At 69.4% G+C, this 18,763-nt stretch carries 14 protein-coding genes and 1 pseudogene; 10 read left to right on the top strand and 5 right to left on the bottom strand.

Annotated elements, in window-relative coordinates:
- Window positions 1–180: 180 nt before the first annotated feature.
- From Q0V34_RS13470 to Q0V34_RS13455, 4 genes are all read left to right on the top strand, one after another.
- On the top strand, window positions 181–456 hold the full coding sequence (locus tag Q0V34_RS13470) for a hypothetical protein (RefSeq protein ID WP_297512717.1): 276 nt from the start codon (window positions 181–183) through the stop codon (window positions 454–456).
- Window positions 453–740, top strand: coding sequence for a type II toxin-antitoxin system RelE/ParE family toxin (locus tag Q0V34_RS13465; protein ID WP_297512715.1), 288 nt, complete (start codon window positions 453–455; stop codon window positions 738–740). The genes Q0V34_RS13470 and Q0V34_RS13465 overlap by 4 nt, the downstream gene beginning before the upstream one ends.
- The gene (locus tag Q0V34_RS13460; protein WP_297512713.1) at window positions 737–1,852 is read left to right on the top strand and encodes an NAD(P)/FAD-dependent oxidoreductase; all 1,116 of its coding nucleotides are present in this window, start codon (window positions 737–739) and stop codon (window positions 1,850–1,852) included. Before Q0V34_RS13465 ends, Q0V34_RS13460 begins: the two co-directional genes overlap by 4 nt.
- A gap of 269 nt (window positions 1,853–2,121) precedes the next feature.
- Window positions 2,122–5,403, top strand: a complete 3,282-nt coding sequence (locus tag Q0V34_RS13455) for a S41 family peptidase (protein WP_297512712.1) — start codon at window positions 2,122–2,124, stop codon at window positions 5,401–5,403.
- Window positions 5,404–5,464: 61 nt separating this feature from the next.
- Here the strand turns inward: Q0V34_RS13455 and Q0V34_RS13450 are convergent, their stop codons facing one another.
- The 4 genes from Q0V34_RS13450 to Q0V34_RS13435 all read right to left on the bottom strand — a co-directional run bounded on the left by Q0V34_RS13450 (window position 5,465) and on the right by Q0V34_RS13435 (window position 11,045).
- On the bottom strand, window positions 5,465–6,538 hold the full coding sequence (locus Q0V34_RS13450) for an acyltransferase (protein ID WP_297512711.1): 1,074 nt from the start codon (window positions 6,536–6,538) through the stop codon (window positions 5,465–5,467).
- Between the two features lie 60 nt (window positions 6,539–6,598).
- Window positions 6,599–7,987, bottom strand: a complete 1,389-nt coding sequence (locus tag Q0V34_RS13445; RefSeq protein WP_297512710.1) for an L-serine ammonia-lyase — start codon at window positions 7,985–7,987, stop codon at window positions 6,599–6,601.
- A 129-nt stretch (window positions 7,988–8,116) separates the two neighbouring features.
- Window positions 8,117–9,772, bottom strand: a complete 1,656-nt coding sequence (locus Q0V34_RS13440; RefSeq protein ID WP_297512708.1) for a M28 family metallopeptidase — start codon at window positions 9,770–9,772, stop codon at window positions 8,117–8,119.
- Between the two features lie 82 nt (window positions 9,773–9,854).
- The gene (locus Q0V34_RS13435) at window positions 9,855–11,045 is read right to left on the bottom strand and encodes a DSD1 family PLP-dependent enzyme (protein ID WP_297512706.1); all 1,191 of its coding nucleotides are present in this window, start codon (window positions 11,043–11,045) and stop codon (window positions 9,855–9,857) included.
- Between Q0V34_RS13435 and Q0V34_RS13430 the strand changes: the two are divergent.
- Window positions 11,033–11,179: pseudogene (locus Q0V34_RS13430) on the top strand (hypothetical protein); the annotation flags it as partial. The gene Q0V34_RS13435 and the pseudogene Q0V34_RS13430 overlap by 13 nt on opposite strands.
- Window positions 11,180–11,183: 4 nt before the next feature.
- Here the strand turns inward: Q0V34_RS13430 and Q0V34_RS13425 are convergent.
- Entirely contained in the window at window positions 11,184–12,161 is a 978-nt protein-coding gene (locus Q0V34_RS13425; RefSeq protein WP_297512704.1) for a threonine/serine dehydratase, read from the bottom strand.
- Between the two features lie 100 nt (window positions 12,162–12,261).
- On the opposite strand from Q0V34_RS13425, the gene Q0V34_RS13420 reads away from it, so the two are divergent.
- The 5 genes from Q0V34_RS13420 to Q0V34_RS13400 all read left to right on the top strand — a co-directional run bounded on the left by Q0V34_RS13420 (window position 12,262) and on the right by Q0V34_RS13400 (window position 18,465).
- Window positions 12,262–12,885 carry an acyloxyacyl hydrolase gene (locus tag Q0V34_RS13420; RefSeq protein ID WP_297512702.1) on the top strand — a complete coding sequence of 208 codons (624 nt, stop codon included), beginning with the start codon at window positions 12,262–12,264 and terminating at the stop codon, window positions 12,883–12,885.
- A gap of 113 nt (window positions 12,886–12,998) precedes the next feature.
- Window positions 12,999–14,285 carry an adenylosuccinate synthase gene (locus Q0V34_RS13415; protein ID WP_297512700.1) on the top strand — a complete coding sequence of 429 codons (1,287 nt, stop codon included), beginning with the start codon at window positions 12,999–13,001 and terminating at the stop codon, window positions 14,283–14,285.
- Between the two features lie 179 nt (window positions 14,286–14,464).
- Window positions 14,465–16,141, top strand: coding sequence for an ATP-binding protein (locus Q0V34_RS13410; protein WP_297512698.1), 1,677 nt, complete (start codon window positions 14,465–14,467; stop codon window positions 16,139–16,141).
- A 234-nt stretch (window positions 16,142–16,375) separates the two neighbouring features.
- Entirely contained in the window at window positions 16,376–17,524 is a 1,149-nt protein-coding gene (locus Q0V34_RS13405) for a hypothetical protein (RefSeq protein ID WP_297512696.1), read from the top strand.
- A gap of 194 nt (window positions 17,525–17,718) precedes the next feature.
- Complete coding sequence (locus tag Q0V34_RS13400) at window positions 17,719–18,465, top strand: response regulator (protein ID WP_297512754.1); 747 nt, start codon at window positions 17,719–17,721, stop codon at window positions 18,463–18,465.
- The last annotated feature ends 298 nt before the right edge of the window (window positions 18,466–18,763 follow it).

The raw sequence follows: 18,763 nt of genomic DNA, 5'->3' as shown, positions 1-18,763 counted from the left end.
CCTTCCCCCTCGATGGGGAAGGGCCGGGGATGGGGGTGACCTGCCGAGGCGGGGCCGCGCTCGGCGTCCACCGCCGCGCCACCCCCACCGTACCGCCTTCTTCACGGGGGAGCTCGGTCGCGCGCCCTGCTAGACGCAAGGCGTCTGGCGCGGCGGCGGGTTCATGGTAGGCTTCCCGCCATGAACAAGCCGGTTCGACCCCCTGACAGGCATTACATTCCGCCCTCGCTTGCCGAGCGCTTTCAGCCAGCGGTCGACGAAGGCGTTGTTGAAAGCATTGGTGAAGCGGTGTTCGTCGCTGCCTGTGCTTTCGCGGACAGGCTTGAGTTCGGCGTGACCGACGATGTCGAGGCTATCCGTCTTTCGATCGAGAAGTCGATCGCCGAGGATGACTACGAAGACGCCGAAATCGTCTTCGCCCGACTTCGTCAACGGTTCGGCGAGGCGGAGGATTGAGCCGCCTTCGGTTCTCGCGTCGCGCGGAACTTGATCTTGTCGATATCGGCGCCTGGATCGCCGCGGACCGACCATTCGCCGCGCGCAAAATGGTGAACCGTCTGATTGAGCGCGCCAGTGCGCTGCGGGAGCACCCTGAGATGGGGGCTCTATATCCGGTCTACGGCGCCGATATCCGGGCGCTCGCCGTACGACCCTATCTTGTCCTTTACCGCGTTTCCGGCGAGCACGTTTTCATCGAGCGGGTTGTTCATTCCGCGCGCCTGCCGAAGCATATCGCATGACCCAGGACTTCGATTTCGACGCCGTCGTGGTGGGCGCGGGGGCCGTGGGCCTGGCGTGCGGCTACGCCCTGGCCAAGCGCGGACTGGTCGTCGCGGTGCTGGAAGAGCAGGGCCACATCGGCCAGGGCGTCTCGTCGCGCAATTCCGAGGTGGTCCACGGCGGGCTCTACTATCCGACCGGCTCGCTGAAGGCGCGGCTGTGCGTCGAGGGGCGGCGGTCGCTCTACGCGTTCTGCGACGCCCACAAGGTCGCCTACAAGAAGTGCGGCAAGCTGGTGGTGGCCACCAGCGAGGACGAGATCGCCCGCCTCGACGCGATCTGGGACCAGGCCCTGGCCAACGATGTCGAGGGCATGGAACGGCTGACCGGCGAACAGGCCCGCGCCCTGGAGCCCGGCCTCAACGCCCACGCGGCGCTGCTGTCGCCGGAAAGCGGCGTCTTCGCCAGCCACGACTACATGCTGGCCCTGCGAGGCGAGATCGAGGCCGCCGGCGGGGCGGTGGTCGTCTCGACCCCGTTCGAGGGCGCCGAGCCGATCGCCGGCGGCGGCTTTGTCGTCCGGGCCGGCGGCGCGGACCCGACCCGCCTGACCTGCCTCCTGTTGGTCACCGCGCCGGGCCTGTCGGCCCAGGTGATCGCGGCGCGGATCGAGGGTTATCCCGCCGATCGGATCCCCAAGGCCCATTACGGCAAGGGCGTCTATTTCCGGCTGACGGGCAAGGCGCCGTTCCAGCGGCTGATCTATCCGCCGCCGATCCACGGGGCGCTGGGCACCCACTACCGCAACGACCTGGGCGGCCAGGCGGTGTTCGGGCCGGACCTCGAATACGTGCCGGCGCCGGACTATTCGGTCGATCCGGCGCGGGCCGAGGCGTTCGCCGCCTATATCCGCAAGTTCTGGCCCGGCCTGCCCGACGGCGCGCTGGCGCCCGACTACGCCGGCGTGCGGCCCAAGCTGCACGGCCCCGACGAGCCGCAGCCCGACTTCCAGCTGCGCGGGGTCGAGGATCATGGGCTTGCCGGCCTGATGGCGCTGTTCGGCATCGAGAGCCCGGGCCTGACCAGTTCGTTGGCGATCGGCGAGGCCGTGGCGGGGCGTTTGCTGGATTAGGACCCCGTCTCCGCAATTCCGATCTCCCCGGCGAACGCCGGGGTCCAGATCGAGCCCGCAACCGTCTTCGGAGCGGTGGAGGCGCATCTCGGATCATCCGCAGCCGCTCCGGATGAATCTGGGCCCCGGCATTCGCCGGGGAAAACGGGAGCTCAACCCCGTCTGAGCCCTGAAAAAATGGGCTAGCATGAACCTTTGTTCACGCTTGGCGGGCCCGAACCTCGTGCTAGCAAGTCCGAGTTCGGAGTTTCCGGAGCGAGGGGCGTTCCATGGGTTTCAGGATCAAGGCGCTGGTCGGCGCCGTGTCGGCGGTCGCGTTGAGCGCGGCCCTTTCTTCCACCTTGATGGTCTCTCAAGCGAGCGCGGCCGCCACCCAGGCGATCCCGTCCTTCGCCGAGCCGTCCCTGTCGCCGGACGGAAGCGAGATCGCCTTCGCCTCGGGCGGCGATCTGTGGACCGTCCCGGCCGCCGGCGGCCAGGCGCGCCTCCTGGTCACCGACCCGGCCACGGAGTCGCGGCCGCTCTATTCGCCCGACGGCAAGTCGCTGGCCTTCGTCTCGACCCGTTCGGGCATGGCCAACATCTATATCCTGACCCTGGCCACCGGCGAGGTGCGCCGCCTGACCTATGGCGACAACGCCGAGGCCCTGGACGGCTGGTCGCGCGACGGAAAGTGGGTCTACTTCACCTCCGGCGTCAACGACGTCGGCCGGCAGGGCGACATCTTCCGGGTCGCGGCCTCGGGCGGCACGCCGCTGGAGGTCAGCCGCGAGCAGTTCCTGGCCGAGTTCCAGGCCGCGCCCTCGCCGGACGGCAAGTCGATCGCCCTGATGGCCCGGGGCCTGTCGAGCTCCCAGTGGTGGCGCAACGGCGGCGCCCATATCGACGAAACCGAGCTGTGGCTGAAGCCGATCGACGGCGGCGACTACAAGAAGCTGCTGCCCGGCGGCGCCAAGCACGCCTGGCCGATGTGGACCGCCGACGGCAAGGCGCTTTGGTACATGAGCAACGAGGGCGGGACCGAGAACCTGTGGAGGCTGCCGCTGGGCGGCCAGCCCAAGAAGGTGACCGGCTTCACCGACGGCCGCGTGCTGTGGCCGACCATCGGCTATGACGGCAAGACGATCGTCTTCGAGCGCGACTTTTCGATCTGGTCGCTCGATACCGCCACCGGCAAGGCGACCAAGGTGCCGATCGCGCTGCACGGCGCCCCGGCGGCGGCGGGCGAGGAGCACAGGAACGAGACCAGCTTCGACGACCTGGCCCTGTCGGGCGACGGCAAGAAGGTGGCGATCGTCGCGCACGGCGAGGTGTTCGCGGCCTCGAGCAAGGATGGCGGCGCGGCCCAGCGCGTGACCCGCACGCCGATCGTCGAGCACGATCCGACCTGGTCGCCGGACAGCAAGCGCGTCGTCTATGTCTCCGAGCGCGACCGGGCGGCCAATCTCTACGCCTACGACTTCGCCAGCGCCCAGGAGACGGCCCTGACCACGGGCGCGGCGCGCAGCACCGCGCCGGTCTTCTCGCCCGACGGCAAGAGCCTGGCCTATGTCCGCGACGGCAAGGAGCTGCGGGTCATCGCCTTCGACCCGGCCGGCAAGGTCGCCAGCGATCGCGTGCTCTATACTGGCGCCCTGGGCGGCTATGAGGAGACCCCGATCACCTGGTCGCCGGACAATCGCTGGCTGGCCTTCACGATCACCGACCACAAGGCCTTCGACAACGTCCATGTCGTACCGATCGAGGGCGGCCCGGCCCGGCCGGTGACCTTCCTGGCCAATGGCGAGGTCGGCAGGACGGCCTGGTCGCCGGACGGCAAGTACCTGCTGGTCGACATGGCCCAGCGCAGCGAGGACGCCCGCATCCTGCGCGTCGACCTGCTGCCCAACGTGCCCAAGTACCGCGAGGACACGTTCCGCGACCTCTTCAAGCCGGCCGAGACGCCGGACAAGTCCCCCAACGACCCGAAGAGCGATCCGAAAAGCGATCCCAAGCCTGAACCCAAGGCCGCCGAGACCCCGGCCAAGCCGGTCGCGGCCGCCGACAGGCCGGCGGGCGCCAAGAAGAAGGTCGAGCCGGTGCGGATCGTCTTCGAGGGGCTGCGCGAGCGCGCGACCTTCCTGCCGCTGGGCCTGGACGCCAGCGATCCGGTGATCAGCCCCGACGGCAAGACCCTGGTGTTCAGGGCCCGCAACGCCGGCCAGACCAACTACTACGCCTACAGCCTGGACGAACTGGCCAAGGAGCCGCCCAGCCCGGTGCAGCTGACCGCCAGCCGCAAGTCCAAGACCGCGCTGGCCTTCACCCCGGACAGCAAGGAGGTCTACTTCCTGGAGGGCGGTTCGATCGTCTCGACGCCGATCGACCAGCCCAAGCCCAAGCCGCTGGCGGTCAACGCCGAGCTGGACGTCGATTTCGACGTCGAGAAGACCGTGGTCTTCGAACAGGCCTGGGGCGTGCTGAACCGCGGCTTCTACGACGCCAAGTTCCACGGCAAGGACTGGGAGGCCCTACGCCGGAAGTGGGAGCCCTATATCGCCGGCGTCCGCACGGGCGACGAGCTGCGCCGCGACATCAACCTCCTGATCGGCGAGCTGGACGCCTCGCACTCGGGCATCAGCAAGCAGCCCGAGCCGTCGGCCATGGCCCCGCGCGCGGCCAATCTGGGCCTGCGCTTCGACCGCGAGGCCTATGAGGCGGGCAAGGGCCTGGTCATCCGCGAGGTGATCGCCCTCGGTCCCGCGGCGCTGGAAGGCAGCATCAAGCCGGGCGAGACCCTGGTCGCGCTCAATGGCGAGACGCTGAGCCCCGGCGTCAACCTGGACCGCCTGCTGCGCGGCCAGGCGGGCAAGCGCACCGTGCTGACCATCGCCGACGCGGCGGGCAAGCGGCGCGAGGCGGTGGTGCGGCCAGTGACGACCGCCACGGCCTCGGGCCTTGTCTATCGCCAGTGGGTCAACGGCCGCCGGGCCTATGTCGATAAGATCAGCGGCGGGCGGCTGGGCTATGTCCACATCGCCGACATGTCGGACGGCGCGCTGGACCAGCTCTATATCGACCTAGACGCCCAGAACCAGGGCAAGGAGGGCGTGGTCGTCGACGTCCGCAACAACAACGGCGGCTATGTCAACGGCCGGGTGATCGACGTGTTCGCCCGCCGCAACTACCTGATGATGACGCCGCGCGACCGGTTCCCGACGCCCAGCCGCCAGGCGCTGGGTCAGCGGGCCCTGGGCCTGCCGACGGTGCTGGTCACCAACGAGTCGTCGCTGTCCGACGCCGAGGACTTCACCGAGGGCTATCGCGCCCTGGGCCTGGGCAAGGTGGTCGGCAAGCCGACTGCCGGCTGGATCATCTTCACCGGCGGTCGCCAGCTGCTGGACGGCTCGTCGGTGCGCCTGCCGTCCACCCGCATCGAAGACCTGCGCGGCCAGAACATGGAAGGCCATCCGCGTCCGGTGGACATCGATGTCGAGCGGCCGCTGGGCGAGACCCTGGCCGGGACCGACGCCCAGCTCGACGCCGCCGTGAAGGCGCTGCTGGGCAAGTGATCGCCAAGGTCCGCCCGGATCGCCGCCGCCGTGCGGCGATTCGAGGCGGGGTGGCGCGGGCCTATCGCTTGCCCAGCTTGGCCAGGGCGTCGCGCGCGGGCCGCTCGAAGGCGACCAGCGAGCCGTAGGCGATCGGGATCAGCAGGATCAGCCACAACAGGCACCACAGCCGCATGGCGTCGCCGTTCAGCCGCCAGGCTCCGAAGCCGACCCAGTTCAGCGCGATCTTCAGCGCGATCGGATGCAGCAGGTAGAGGCTGAAGCTGAGTTGCGCCCACGGGGCCAGGGCCCGGCTGACGCCGCCCTGGACGCCCCGCGCGTCGGCGGCCACGGCGGCCAGGCCCACCGCGTAGATCACCAGGAGCAGGCTCGTGCGCGAGGCGTGGAACACGCCGGCGACCACGAACGCCGCCAGCAGCGCCCACATGACGAGGCGCCCCAGGGGCAGCTTGGCCAGCTGGTCCCTGACCTGGAACGCCCACAGGCCCAGCACGAACCCCGGGACCGCGCGGGCGACGCCGAAGTCGTAGGTCCACTGCGAGAAGGTCTCGCCGGCGCGCGAGGCCCACAGCAGCAGGGCCAGACTCCCGACCGCGACGGCGGCGGTGGCCCAGGGGCCCTTGCCGGCGATCCAGAACAGCACGGGCAGGGCGATATAGAGGCCCATTTCGGCGCTGATCGCCCAGCTGACGAAGTTCCAGGTCTGGGCCTTGCAGGTTCCCCAGGCGTGGACGAACAGCAGGTTCTGCGGGATGCAGCTCACGTCGTAGCGCGACGGGTCGCGCTCGTTGATCACCCCGGCCCAGCCCAGGGCGGCGATGACGACGAACACCAGCAGCGTCGCCCAGTGCAGCGGCCCCAGCCGCGCGACCCGCTTCCTCAGAAAGTCCCCGTACCGGGCGAGGGTGGTCAGCCGGCCGGTATAGACCGCGGCCATCACATAGCCGGAGATCAGGAAGAACAGGTCCACGATCAGGCTGAAGTTCTTGATCGTGTCGTCCGCCGCCTGCCAGCGGCCGTCCAGATTGAGGAACCGGTTGAAGTGGAACACCACGATCATCAGCGCCCCGACGATCCGCAGGGCGTCGAGATGCAGCATCTGGTCGGAGTCGGGCTTCAACGGAGGCAGGCGCATCGCGGACTGTTGGCACGGGACACGGCGATCGTCACCTCCGCGCTGGCCCCGGAAAGGCCCTCAGCACTCCACCCGGTTGACAGACAGTCCGACCGCCAGGCCGCCCATCGAGGTTTCCTTGTAGATCTCGTTCATGTCCTCGCCGGTGCGCTTCATGGTGGCGATGACCTTGTCCAGCGACACCGAGTGCTGGCCGTCGCCCAGCAGGGCCAGGCGCGCGGCGTCGATGGCCTTGATCGCGCCCATGGCGTTGCGTTCGATGCAGGGGATCTGCACCAGGCCGCCGATCGGGTCGCAGGTGAGGCCGAGGTTGTGCTCCATGCCGATCTCGGCGGCGTTCTCGATCTGGGCGTTGGTGCCGCCCAGCGCCGCGGCCAAGCCCGCCGCCGCCATCGAGCAGGCCACGCCCACCTCGCCCTGGCAGCCGACCTCGGCGCCGCTGATCGAGGCGTTGCGCTTGTAGAGCGCGCCGATCGCCGCGGCGGTCAGCAGGAAGACCCGCACCTGCTCGGGCGCGCCCTTGTGGAACCGCACGAAGAACCGCAGCACGGCCGGGATCAGGCCCGCCGCGCCGTTGGTCGGGGCGGTGACGACGCGGCCGCCGGCGGCGTTCTCCTCGTTGACCGCCATGGCCCACAGGTTGACGAAGTCCATCGCCGCCAGTGGGTCGCTGATCTGGCGCTCCATGCGGCCCTGGATCGTCTGGTGGATCTGGCGGGCGCGGCGCTTGACGGTCAGGCCGCCGGGCAGCACGCCGTCCTGGCGCATCCCGCGATCGATGCAGGCCTCCATCGCGCCGAAGATGCGGTCGAGGCCGGCGTTCATCTCGCCCTCGCTCATCCGCGCCTGCTCGTTGGCGGCCATCACCTGGGCGATGCTCAGCCCGGCCTCGTCGGCGCGCCGCAGCAGGTCCGCCGAGCTCTCGAACGGGTAGGGGACGGCCGGGCCTTCGTCGGGCGGGGTGTTGCGGCCCATCTCGCTCTCGTCGCGCACGAAGCCGCCGCCGATCGAGAAATAGGTCCGCTCGGCGATCACGAAGCTGGTGCGGTCGTAGGCGATAAAGGTCAGGCCGTTGGGGTGCTGGGGTAGGCGTTCATGGCCCAGCCAGACGATGTCCTTGGACTCGTCGAACGGGATGTCGATTTCGCCACCCAAGAATAGCGATTGCGTCGCTTGGACCTCCAGTAGGTTCGCTTCGCCAACATCCGGGTCGAGCGTGGCCGGCTCAAAGCCCATGAGGCCGAGGATTACCGCCCTGTCGGTGGCATGACCTCGCCCGGTTAGAGCCAGGGAGCCGTAGAGCCGCACTTCCACACGCGCGACATCGGGCAGGCGCCCGGCGTTGCGCACGCGACCCAGGAACAGTCCCGCGGCCGTCATCGGCCCCATGGTGTGGCTGCTCGACGGGCCGACGCCGAGTTTGAAGAGGTCGAAGACGGAGGCGGTCATGATGGTGGTCCGCCCTCGTCCTTCGACAAGCTCAGGATGAGGGCTACTAGAAACTCAGGAATACGGGGCGGGCAGTCGAGATCCTCATCCTGAGCTTGTCGAAGGACGAGGATCTCGTGAGCGTGATCCCTACTTCCGCTGCGCGGCGGTCTTGTCGCGCAGGGCCTTGAACTCCGAGCCCGCCTGCCATTGCGGCCAGACGCGGCTGTTGGCCAGGTCCGCGCCGACCTCGTAGACGAGGCCGAGGTCCGCCGCCTGGCCCGACAGGTCCCAGTCCGCGGACCATTCGTCGGCCGGCTGGTGGTAGCGCTTGTCGGTATAGTCGGCCTCGGCCTTCTCGCCGGCCTCCTTGCCGCCGTTGACGAGGTCCGTGCCCGAGCCGATCGAGATGGCCGGTACGCCGCGCTTGGCGAACGGGAAGTGGTCCGAGCGATAGAAGTGGCCGGCCTGCGGCAGCGGGTCGGGCGTGAAATAGCGGCCGTGGGCCTTGGCCTTGGCGACCAGCATGTCCTGCAGATCGACCTTGCCGTCGCCCGAGGTGGTGATGTCCTTGGCCGGGCCGGCGGCCGAGAGGGCGTCGATATTGATGTCGCCCACCGTGGTGGCGGTCGGGAACAGCGGGTTGGCCGAATAATATTCCGAGCCCAGCAGGCCCTTCTCCTCGGCGGTGACGGCCAGGAACAGGATCGAGCGCTGCGGGGCGGGGCGGCTCTTGAAGGCGCGGGCCAGCTCCAGGATGGCGGCGACGCCGTCGGCGTTGTCGATCGCGCCGTTATAGATCTTGTCGCCGCGCGCGTCCGGCGCGCCGACGCCCAGGTGGTCCCAGTGAGCGCTGTAGATCACCGTCTCGTTCGGATACTTGGTCCCGACGATCCGGCCCGCGACGTTGTGCGAGGTGATGACCTCGTGCTTGACCTTGTAGTCGGCCGACAAGGTCAGGCCCTTCAGCTCGACGGGCTTGAAGTCGCGGGTCTGGGCCTGCTTCTTCAGGGCGTCGAAGTCGAGACCAGCCTTCTTGAACAGGTCGACGGCGGTGTCGCGCTGGATCCAGGCCTCCATCGACGTGTGGACCTTGGTCGGCTCCTTGCGGACGATGTCGAACATCACGTTGGTGTTGGAGTTCTTGACCGTGTTCCAGCCGTACGAGGCCGGGGCGGTCTCGTGGACGATCAGCACGCCCGCCGCGCCCTGGCGGGCGGCTTCCTCGTACTTGTAGGTCCAGCGGCCGTAATAGGTCATGGCCTTGCCGCCGAAGTCCCCGGCGCCGGTTTCGAAGTCCGGGTCGTTGATCAGCACGACCAGGATCTTGCCCTTCAGGTCCATGCCCTTGAAGTCGTCCCAGTTGCGCTCGGGCGCCTTGACGCCATAGCCGACGAAGACCAGCGGCGCGTCCTTGATCGCCACGGCGTCGACATTGGTCATCGCCGCCCGGACGGCGACCTGCTCGCCCTGGGTCAGGGCGATGTGCTCGGTCCCAGCCATGACGTGGGCGCGCACCGGCCCGTCGATCTGGAACTTGCCCAGCGGCACGTTCTGGGTCCAGGACCGCTTGCCGCCCTTCTGGACGTCGCCGGCGGGGGTCAGGCCCACGGCCTTCATGTGCTCGATGATGTAGGCGACGGTCTTCTTCTCGCCCTCGGTGGCGGGGCCGCGACCCTCGAAGGCGTCGGACGACAGCACCTTGATGTGCGCCGACAGCTTGGCGGGGTCGATCTTGGGCGCGTCGGCCGCGTGCGCCAGCATGGGCGCGGCGAGCAGGGCGGTGGCGAGCAGCAGGCGTTTCATCGGAGGGCCCTCATGGAGCAAATCTTGTCGTTGGCGCGGGACCCTAGTGGGGGTTGGCGGACGTGACTAGGGGGAGGGCGCGTCACGAACTCACCCGTCTCGCATCCACCGCCCAGCGCTCCAGGCGCTTCCCGTCCCAGACGTGCAGGGCGTCGTAGAGATTGATCGTCGGATCGCAGTGGCCCGGTTGCAGCCAGACGAGGTCCCCGACCTTGGGCGCGTCGGCGGGAAAGGCGAGCGCCGGGTCGGCGTCGGCCCGGTCGACGGCGTGGGCGAAGCCGAGGCGGTCGCGACCGGCGGCTTTCAGCACGTCGAGCATGGCCGGATGGGCGATCATGCCGTGTTCGTCGCCCATCGGCCGCCAAAGCGACCCCTCCGCCGCGCCGGCGACGACGCGGGCCGGCGGGCCGTCCATCGACACGGCCTTGAAGCCGGCGTCGCAGGTGACGTGGCTCTTGTGCCGCGCCGAGACCACGGTCGCGGCGACGAACAGGGCGGGCTCGAAGCCCCACGGCCCGTCCGGCCCGCCGCAGGCGTCGTACTCGACGTCCATGATCGCGTAGGAGCCCGCCTGCAGCTCGGTATAGACGCCAGAGGCCAGGTCGTAGGCGTGGGTGCCGGTGCCGCCGCCCGTAACCACCGACGGCGGCAGGCCGGCGGCGGTCAGCTCGGCCACCAGGCCCTTCAGCGTCGCGAAGGCGGCCTCGTCGGCGGACCGGCGCAGGGCCAGGTCGTCCATGTGCTGGAGGTGGCCGAGATAGGCCTGGAGGCCGGCGAACCGAAGGCCCGGCGCGGCGTCGGCGGCGCGGGCCAGGCTGAGGGCGTCCTTCGGATAACAGCCGGCGCGATGCGTGCCGAGGTCGAGGTCGACGACGAGATCCAGCGTGACGCCAGCCGCCACGGCCGCGTCCGACAGCCGGTCGATCTGGCCTTCGTCGTCGGCGACCACGCCGATCCGGGCGCCGGTCTTGGCGAGCGCGGCCAGACGCGGCGCGCCCCACGGCGGAATCGGCGCGGTCACCAACAGGTCGTCGATCCCCGCCGCCGCGTAGGCCTCGGCCTCGCCCACCGTCTGGCAGCACAGGCCGACGGCCCCGCGCGCGATCTGCAGCCGGGCCAGGGCCGAGCACTTGTGCATCTTGCCGTGGGCCCGCAGGCGCACGCCCGCCGCGTCGCACAGGGCCTGCATCCGGTCGAGATTGCGCTCCAGCGCCGCGCGATCGACGACGAGGAGCGGGGTCTGGGGGAGGTCGGCGGCGGGTGGCAGGTTCATCTCATCTCCCGGTATTCCTAGCTTGTCATCCCGGCCGCAGCGAAGCGGAGAGCCGGGACCCAGGGGCGACCGCATCGCGCCGGCCCCTGCGTCCCGGACAGCCTCTGCGAGGCTTCCGGGATGACAAGCTTTTTGTTGTTAGATCTCCCCCCGCAGCACCCGCGCGAACAGCTCCGGATCCACGTTGCCGCCCGACAGCACGATCGCCGCCGTCCGGCCCTTCAGGTCGACCTTGCCCGTCAGGGCCGCCGTCAGGGCCACGCAGCCGCCGGGCTCCACCACCAGCTTCAGGGTGGCGAAGGCATAGCGCATGGCCTCGGCGACCTCGGCGTCGGTGACCGCGACGATGCCGGCGAGGTTTTTCTGGTTGATCGGCCAGGTCAGCTCGCCCGGGGTCGGGCTCAGAAGGGCGTCGCAGATCGAGCGCGCGGCCGGGTCGACGGTCTCGCGCCGGCCGCTTTCCAGCGAGCGGCGGGTCTCGTCGAAGCCGGCGGGTTCGGCGCCCCAGACGGCGGTGTCGGGCGACAGCGCCTTGACCGCCGTCGAGGTCCCCGCCATCAGGCCGCCGCCGCCGACGCAGCAGATCACGGTGTCCAGCCGGGCCCCGCGCGCGGCGGCCTGCTCGACGATCTCCAGGCCCAGCGTGCCTTGCCCGGCGATGATGTGCGGATCGTCGAACGGCGGCACGATCGTGCTGCCGCGCTGGGCGGCGATCTCCGCGGCGATGGCGACGCGGTCCTCGGTGAAGCGGTCGTAGAGACGCACCTCCGCCCCATAGCCGCGCGTGTTCTCCACCTTGATGGCGGGCGAGTCGGACGGCATCACGATCAGGGCCGGGATCCCCAGCAGCTGGGCGGCCAGGGCCACGCCCTGGGCGTGATTGCCGGACGAGAAGGCCACGACGCCGCGCGCTTTCTCCTCGTCGCCGAGCTGGCTGAGCCGGTTATAGGCCCCGCGGAACTTGAAGGCCCCGGCCCGTTGCAGGGTCTCGGGCTTCAGGAAGATCCGCCCGCCGAGGCGCGCGTTCAGCGCCGGGCTCTCGATCAGCGGGGTCTCGACGGCCTGGCCCTTCAGGCGGCCGGCGGCGGCTTGGATGTCGGCGAGGGAGATGGTCATGGGCGCTAGGTCTAGCTCGCCCGCGTCCGCGCCGAAACCCATTGCGACCTTCGCCGTTCGGGCCATATAGCAATCGGGCTCACGAGTTCAGGACAACTCCATGAAAACCACTCTGCTCGCCGCCGCGGCGTCCTTGCTGCTGGGCGGCGCCGCGCTGGCCGCCGCCACGCCCGTGCTGGCGGACGAAGCCTTCGTGGGCGTCTACAAGCACGACGTGACCTTCATCGGCCACGCGGTGGGCCTGGGCGCGGCCGGGCGCGAGGACGGGGTGGACGTCCATCTCGGCTATCGCACCAGCAAGCTGGAAAACCTGCGCTGGCTGGGCAAGCCGCAGGTTCATGCGATGGTGTCGATCAACAGCAAGAACACCTCGAACTTCGTCGCCGCCGGCTTCGACTGGAAGATCGACCTGGGCCAGCCGGGCGGCTTCTATCTGCGCCCCGGCATGGGCCTGGCCTATACCGACGGCAAGGCCAGCCTGCCGCCGGCCAACGCCCCGAACCTGAGCGCCGACGAGCGCGCCCGCCGCACCTATCTCTATTATCATCGCATCGAGTTCGGCTCGAAGGTGCTGTTCGAGCCGGAGCTGGCCCTGGGCTATCAGGTCAGCGACAAGGTCTCGGTCGAGCTCAGCTACACCCACCTCTCCAACGGCCAGATCTTCCACCAGGGCAAGAACCAGGGGCTTGACGACGCCGGGGTCCGGCTGGTTTACGCCTTCTGACTTCGCGCTTTTCCTAAGCGCGCCGCCGTCCAAAACTGAGCGAACGTCCGGGGTCGAGTCCTGTCGAAGGACCCCGCGGCGTCACCCGGCAGGCGACAAGGCGTATCTCAATCATGGCCAATGTGACCGTTGTCGGCGCCCAGTGGGGCGACGAGGGCAAGGGCAAGATCGTCGACTGGCTCAGCAACCGGGCCGATGTCGTCGTGCGCTTCCAGGGCGGCCACAACGCCGGCCACACGCTGGTGGTCGACGGCAAGGTCTACAAGCTGGCCCTGCTGCCGTCGGGCGTGGTGCAAGGCAAGCTGTCGGTCATCGGCAACGGCGTCGTCGTCGACCCCTGGCACCTGCTGACCGAGATCGACAAGATCGCCGAGCAGGGCGTGGCCATCACGCCGGACCTCCTGATCCTGGCCGACAACGCCTGCCTGATCCTGCCGCTGCACCGCGACCTCGACCAGGCGCGCGAGGCCGCCTCGACCCAGAAGATCGGCACCACCGGGCGCGGCATCGGTCCGGCCTACGAGGACAAGGTCGGCCGCCGCGCCATCCGCGTCGCCGACCTGGCCGACCCCGAGGCGCTGGCGCCCAAGATCGAGCGCCTGCTCAGCCACCACGGCGCGCTGCGTCGGGGCCTGGGCCTGCCGGAAGCCTCGGCCCAAGCGCTGTTCGACGCCCTGATGGACCTGGCGCCCCGCATCCTGCCCTACGCCCGGCCGGCCTGGCGGGTGCTGGACCAGGCCCACAAGGCCGGCCGCCGGATCCTGTTCGAGGGCGCGCAAGGGGCGCTGCTGGACGTCGACCACGGCACCTATCCGTTCGTGACCTCGTCCAACACCGCCGCCGGCCAGGCCTCGGCCGGCTCGGGCATGGGCCCGGCCGCGACCGGCTATGTGCTGGGCATCGTCAAGGCCTACACCACGCGCGTGGGCGAGGGGCCGTTCCCGGCCGAACTGTTCGACGACGTCGGCAAGCACCTGTCGACGGTCGGCCGCGAGGTCGGCGTCAACACCGGCCGCGCCCGCCGCTGCGGCTGGTTCGACTCGGTGCTGGTGCGCCAGTCGGTGGCCATCAACGGCATCCACGGCGTGGCCCTGACCAAGCTGGACGTGCTGGACGGCCTGGAAACCCTGAAGATCTGCGTCGGCTACAAGATCGGCGACAAGGTCGTCGACTATCTGCCCGCCGGCCTGCGCGACCAGGCCGCCGCCACGCCGATCTACGAGGAAATCGCCGGCTGGACCGAAAGCACCGCCGGCGCCCGTTCGTTCAAGGACCTCAACGCCAACGCCATCAAGTACGTGCGCCGCGTCGAGGAGCTGATCGGCGCGCCGGTCGCCCTGCTGTCGACCAGCCCCGAGCGGGACGACACCATCCTGATGCGCGACCCGTTCCAGGGCTAGTTGTATATTGAAGACGTCCTTTCGGGACATCCTCCGAGTTCCAGCGGCCGAAAAGAGATGATGGGCGGCCGCGCGGTAAATACTTGTGAAACTTGTTCGGTCAAGCTTCGCGCGAATTTCACCGCGGGGGGCGGCGAGTGGGGGTCCGGGACCTGATAGACGACGGCGAGGAGGGCTCGATGCTGGCCACCAGCCGTCGAAGCCGCCTGGCGCGCCTGACCGCCGCCGCGCTCGCGGGCGTTTTGCTGACGCTGTATTTCGGACCCAAGGTCGCCGCGATCTGGGCGGCGGCGATTCTCGGCTGCGAGGCCTGGCTGGTCTTCCTGCAGCGGACCTACAAGCCGACCGGCCACAAGCTCCGCATCCGCCTCCGGCGGATCGCGCCGGCGACGATCTTCACGCTGGTCTGGGCGAGCATGGCGATGCTCAGCGCGATCCATGGTCCGCCCGCCCTGAAGTTCGCCGCCATCCTGACCCTGTTCGGCATGATCGTGGAAAGCATCCGCTACGCGATCTCCAGCCCGGCGGCGATGCTGTCGATCGGGCTTTGGCCGTGCCTGGGCCTGGCGGCCCTGCCCCTGGCCGCGCCGCGCTTTTCCATGTTCGATCGCGTGGTGGCGATGTGCGTGCTTCTGGGGCTGATCGCCTATGTCGCCGACGCGGTGCGGACCATGCGGGCGACGGCCAAGGCGCTGGAACGCGCGCAGGCCCAGGCCCAGGAGGCCAATCAGGCCAAGTCGGCCTTCCTGGCGATGATGAGCCACGAACTGCGCACGCCGATGAACGGCGTGCTGGGCGTGGCGCACGCGCTGCGGGGCACGGGCCTCGACGCCGCCCAGACCCAGCACCTGGACCTGATCGAACAGTCCGGTCACGGCCTGATGACCATCCTCAACGACATCCTCGACCTGTCCAAGGTCGAGGCCGGCAAGCTGGAACTGAACGTCGCGCCGTTCGACCTTCGCCGGTCGGCCGGGCAGATCATCCTGGTGTGGAGCCAGACGGCCCGCCTGAAGGGCGTCGAGCTGGCCCTGGACGTCGATCCGGCCACGCCCGCCTGGGTGTTGGGCGATGACGCCCGGGTCCGGCAGATCCTGCGCAACCTCGTCTCGAACGCGCTGAAGTTCACCGAGGCGGGGCGCGTGGTCATCGGCATCGCCCCGGCCGAGGGCGGGATCGTTCTGTCGGTCGCCGACACCGGTGTCGGCATGACGCCCGAGCAGGCCGCGCGCCTGTTCACGCCGTTCGCCCAGGGCGACCGCACCATCGCGCGCCGGTTCGGCGGCACGGGCCTGGGCCTGACCATCTGCCGCCGGCTGGCCGAGATGATGGGCGGAACCATCGGCGTGGAGAGCGCCCCCGGGGTCGGCTCGATCTTCACCGTCCGCCTTGCCCTGCCGCCCGCGCCGGCCGGCGAGCGCCCGTCCGACGCGTCTCCCGATCTCGACGTCGCCGGCGTCAGGGTGCTGGTGGTCGACGACAACGCGACCAACCAGACGGTGGCGCGCGCGATCCTCGAGGCCGCGGGCGTTCAGGTCGCCACGGCCGGCGACGGCCACACCGCCCTGGCGCGCCTGCGGGTGGAGGACTTCGATCTGGTGCTGATGGACGTGCACATGCCCGGCATGGACGGCGCCGAGGCCGTGCGCCGCATCCGCGCGGGCGAGGGCGGGCGCGTCGACCTGCCCGTGGTGGCCCTGACCGCCGACGCCATGGCCGGCGACGCCGAACGCTTCGTGGCCCAGGGCTTCGACGACGCCCAGCCCAAGCCGATCCAGCCCGCCGGTCTGCTGGCGACCGTCGCCGCCTTGAGCCGCGCGGCCCCTCGGGAACGCTCGCTGGCGGCGACCGCCTAGAGCCTGTCTGTTTCGAATGGGATCATTCGAAACAGATAAACAGGCTCGATTTCGAACATTTAGAGCGGGATAGCCGCCGAAACCGCTCACACTTTCGACTATCACGCTCTAGCTCGGGGTCGTCTAGTCTGCACTTTCTGGTAGAGCAATATAGTTTCAACGACCGGGGTTCGGTGAAGGTTTGTTAGCACGCGGTGCGTTACAACCGCACGTCTGGATTGTTCGGGGTATTTCGTGTCCGCACTCGCGCGCCGCCGCAAGCTGAAGCTGGTCCACAGAGGCGACCGGACGACGCGCAGCCTACGCGCGCTGGAGCGCACGGCCTCGACCAGCCGGGTGCTGAATCTGATCGCGATCGAGCTCGAGAGCGGCGCGCGCCGCGACTATGTCGAGCAGCCGCTGTTCCGCAACAAGATCCTGAACACCGCCCTCATCCTGAAGCACCGCCTGCGCAACGACGACGTCTATCTGTTCGACGAGGCGCGGCCCACGGCGACCAAGATCATCATCCCGTTCGACCGTCGCGATCTGGCCCTGGGCGGCCAGTCCGTGTTCGTGGGCCAGCGGGGCTGGGCGGACCTGCTGGCGGAGTCCTGCAACGTCTCGGGCGACACGACGCGCGATCTGACCACGCTGCGGATCATCGACATGCTGCCGTCGCTGGACCCGTTCCTGCTCCGCGAGCACCTGCGACGACACGGATTGGCGGTGGCCGACTGCTACTTCGCCCTGTCGGCGGCCGACTACGAGGCCATGCAGGGCTTCGTGACCCTGGAGATCGCGCGGCTGATCGAGCTGGCCTATCGCGACGTCGGCGGGCTGGGCCGCGGCCACGCGGCGCGGCTCGTCGAGGCCCTGCTCTCGACCGAGGTCGACGAGCGCCTGGAGCCGCTGCGCGAAACGCTGGTCATGGACGGCGAGAGCTTCAGGGAGGGCGTCTTCAGCTGGAAAGGCTTCCTCTATTACAAGTGGATGCTGACCACGCTGTGGCCCCAGCTCAATGAGGTCAGCCAGGAGATCGGTCGCATCGCCGTCACCGGCCCGCGGGATGTCGAGACCTCGCGCTATCTGGAAGACGCCCGCCGGCGCCTGCAGGGCGGCGTGCTGGTCGAGCGGAGCGCCATTCAGCGCACGCTGAAGGTCTATGACGACGCGTTCGAGAGCCTAGTCGCCAACGGCCGGCCCCAGGCCTTCCGCGACTTCCTGCGTCGCGCGCCCGAGCTGTTCCTGAGCCTGGGCGAGCGGGTGGGGGTGATCTCGCACATCACAAGTTTCTGGCGCTATAGGTTCCCGCCGGGCGACGCGATTACCGCGCATATCGACGAAGCGGTCGATATCTTCATGGATTTCGAGACAGGGCTGTCAGTGCCGATCACGGACTAGTCGTGGCGGCTTCGGCCCCCAATACGGGGTCGCGCCGTTGCAAGCGCGCCGTCTAAGCGTCATTGTTACAACGCTAAGCATATTTTTTACATTCTGGGCTTAGAAGTAAGTTTGGAGTTCCGAGGAGTCCCGCGCCCGTGTTCGATGGGAATGTCCGCACAATCCAGCGCGTGGCCGCCAAGGTGCAGCGGGTCATGGTCGTCGACCCCAACCCCGCCACCGCGCGCCTGCTGGCCGAGCACCTGCGTCCGCTGGGCGGGGTGCAGATCTTCGCCGCGCCGACGGCGGAGAAGGGCTACGCCATGGCCCGGACGACCGACCCCCAACTGATCTTCGTCGAGCACGCCCAGCCCGGCGTCGACGGCCTGGCCTTCACCCGCAAGATCCGCCGCAGCGATCTGGCCTGCCGCGAGGCGCCGGTGATCATGTGCACCGCCGAGGCGACGGCCGAGGCGATCTTCGGCGCGCGCGACGCCGGGGTGCACGAGTTCATGCGCAAGCCCTTCAATCTGAAGGACCTCGAGCGCCGGCTCGAGGCCGTGACGCTGAAGCCGCGCGACTGGATCGAGGCGGTGGCCTATGTCGGTCCCGACCGTCGGCGCTTCAACTCCGCCGACTACAAGGGGCCGCGCAAGCGCAAGGCGGACGGCGCGGGCACCCCCGCCGCGCGGCTGTCCCAGGCCCTGCGCATCGTCAAGTCGGCCGCGGCGGCGCTGGACAGCGATCCGGCCCAGGCGCGTCGGGCCCTGGCGGCCCAGGCCGTGGAGCTGCGCCGGGTGGGCGAGGCGGTCAAGGACAGCCGTCTGGTGCTGGCGGCGGCCGCCCTGGAGACCTCCACCCAGGCCGATCTGGCGGGTGCGTCGGGTCGCGCCGAGCTGGTGGCGCGCATCGATGCTCTGATGGGCTTCCTGAGTCCGGACGAGGCGGGTCGCGCGGCCTGACGAACACTCAAAACGGGTGCGTTGTCGTCAAACGGCTACAAAAGCTACACGGTAACGTTGCCTAAGCTTCGCCGTTCAGCAACGCTGCCCGGCTACCAGCCCTTTTCGAACCAGATCGCGCAGGGGCGCGGCGACGTGTTCGGGGGTGTTTCATGCATAGCATCAGCAAGACGGCGCTTCTGCGTCGCGTGAGCGCGGCGGCGCTGGTTTCGATGGCCGTGGCCGGTCCGGCCCTGGCCGCCGACCTGCGTGGCCGCGTGGTCGACAGCGCCGGCGCCGCGCTGCCGGGCGCCTCGGT

The sequence above is a fragment of the uncultured Caulobacter sp. genome (genome assembly GCF_947036865.1).
Classification (GTDB): domain Bacteria; phylum Pseudomonadota; class Alphaproteobacteria; order Caulobacterales; family Caulobacteraceae; genus Caulobacter.
This window is presented reverse-complemented; position numbering and strand designations above follow the sequence as displayed.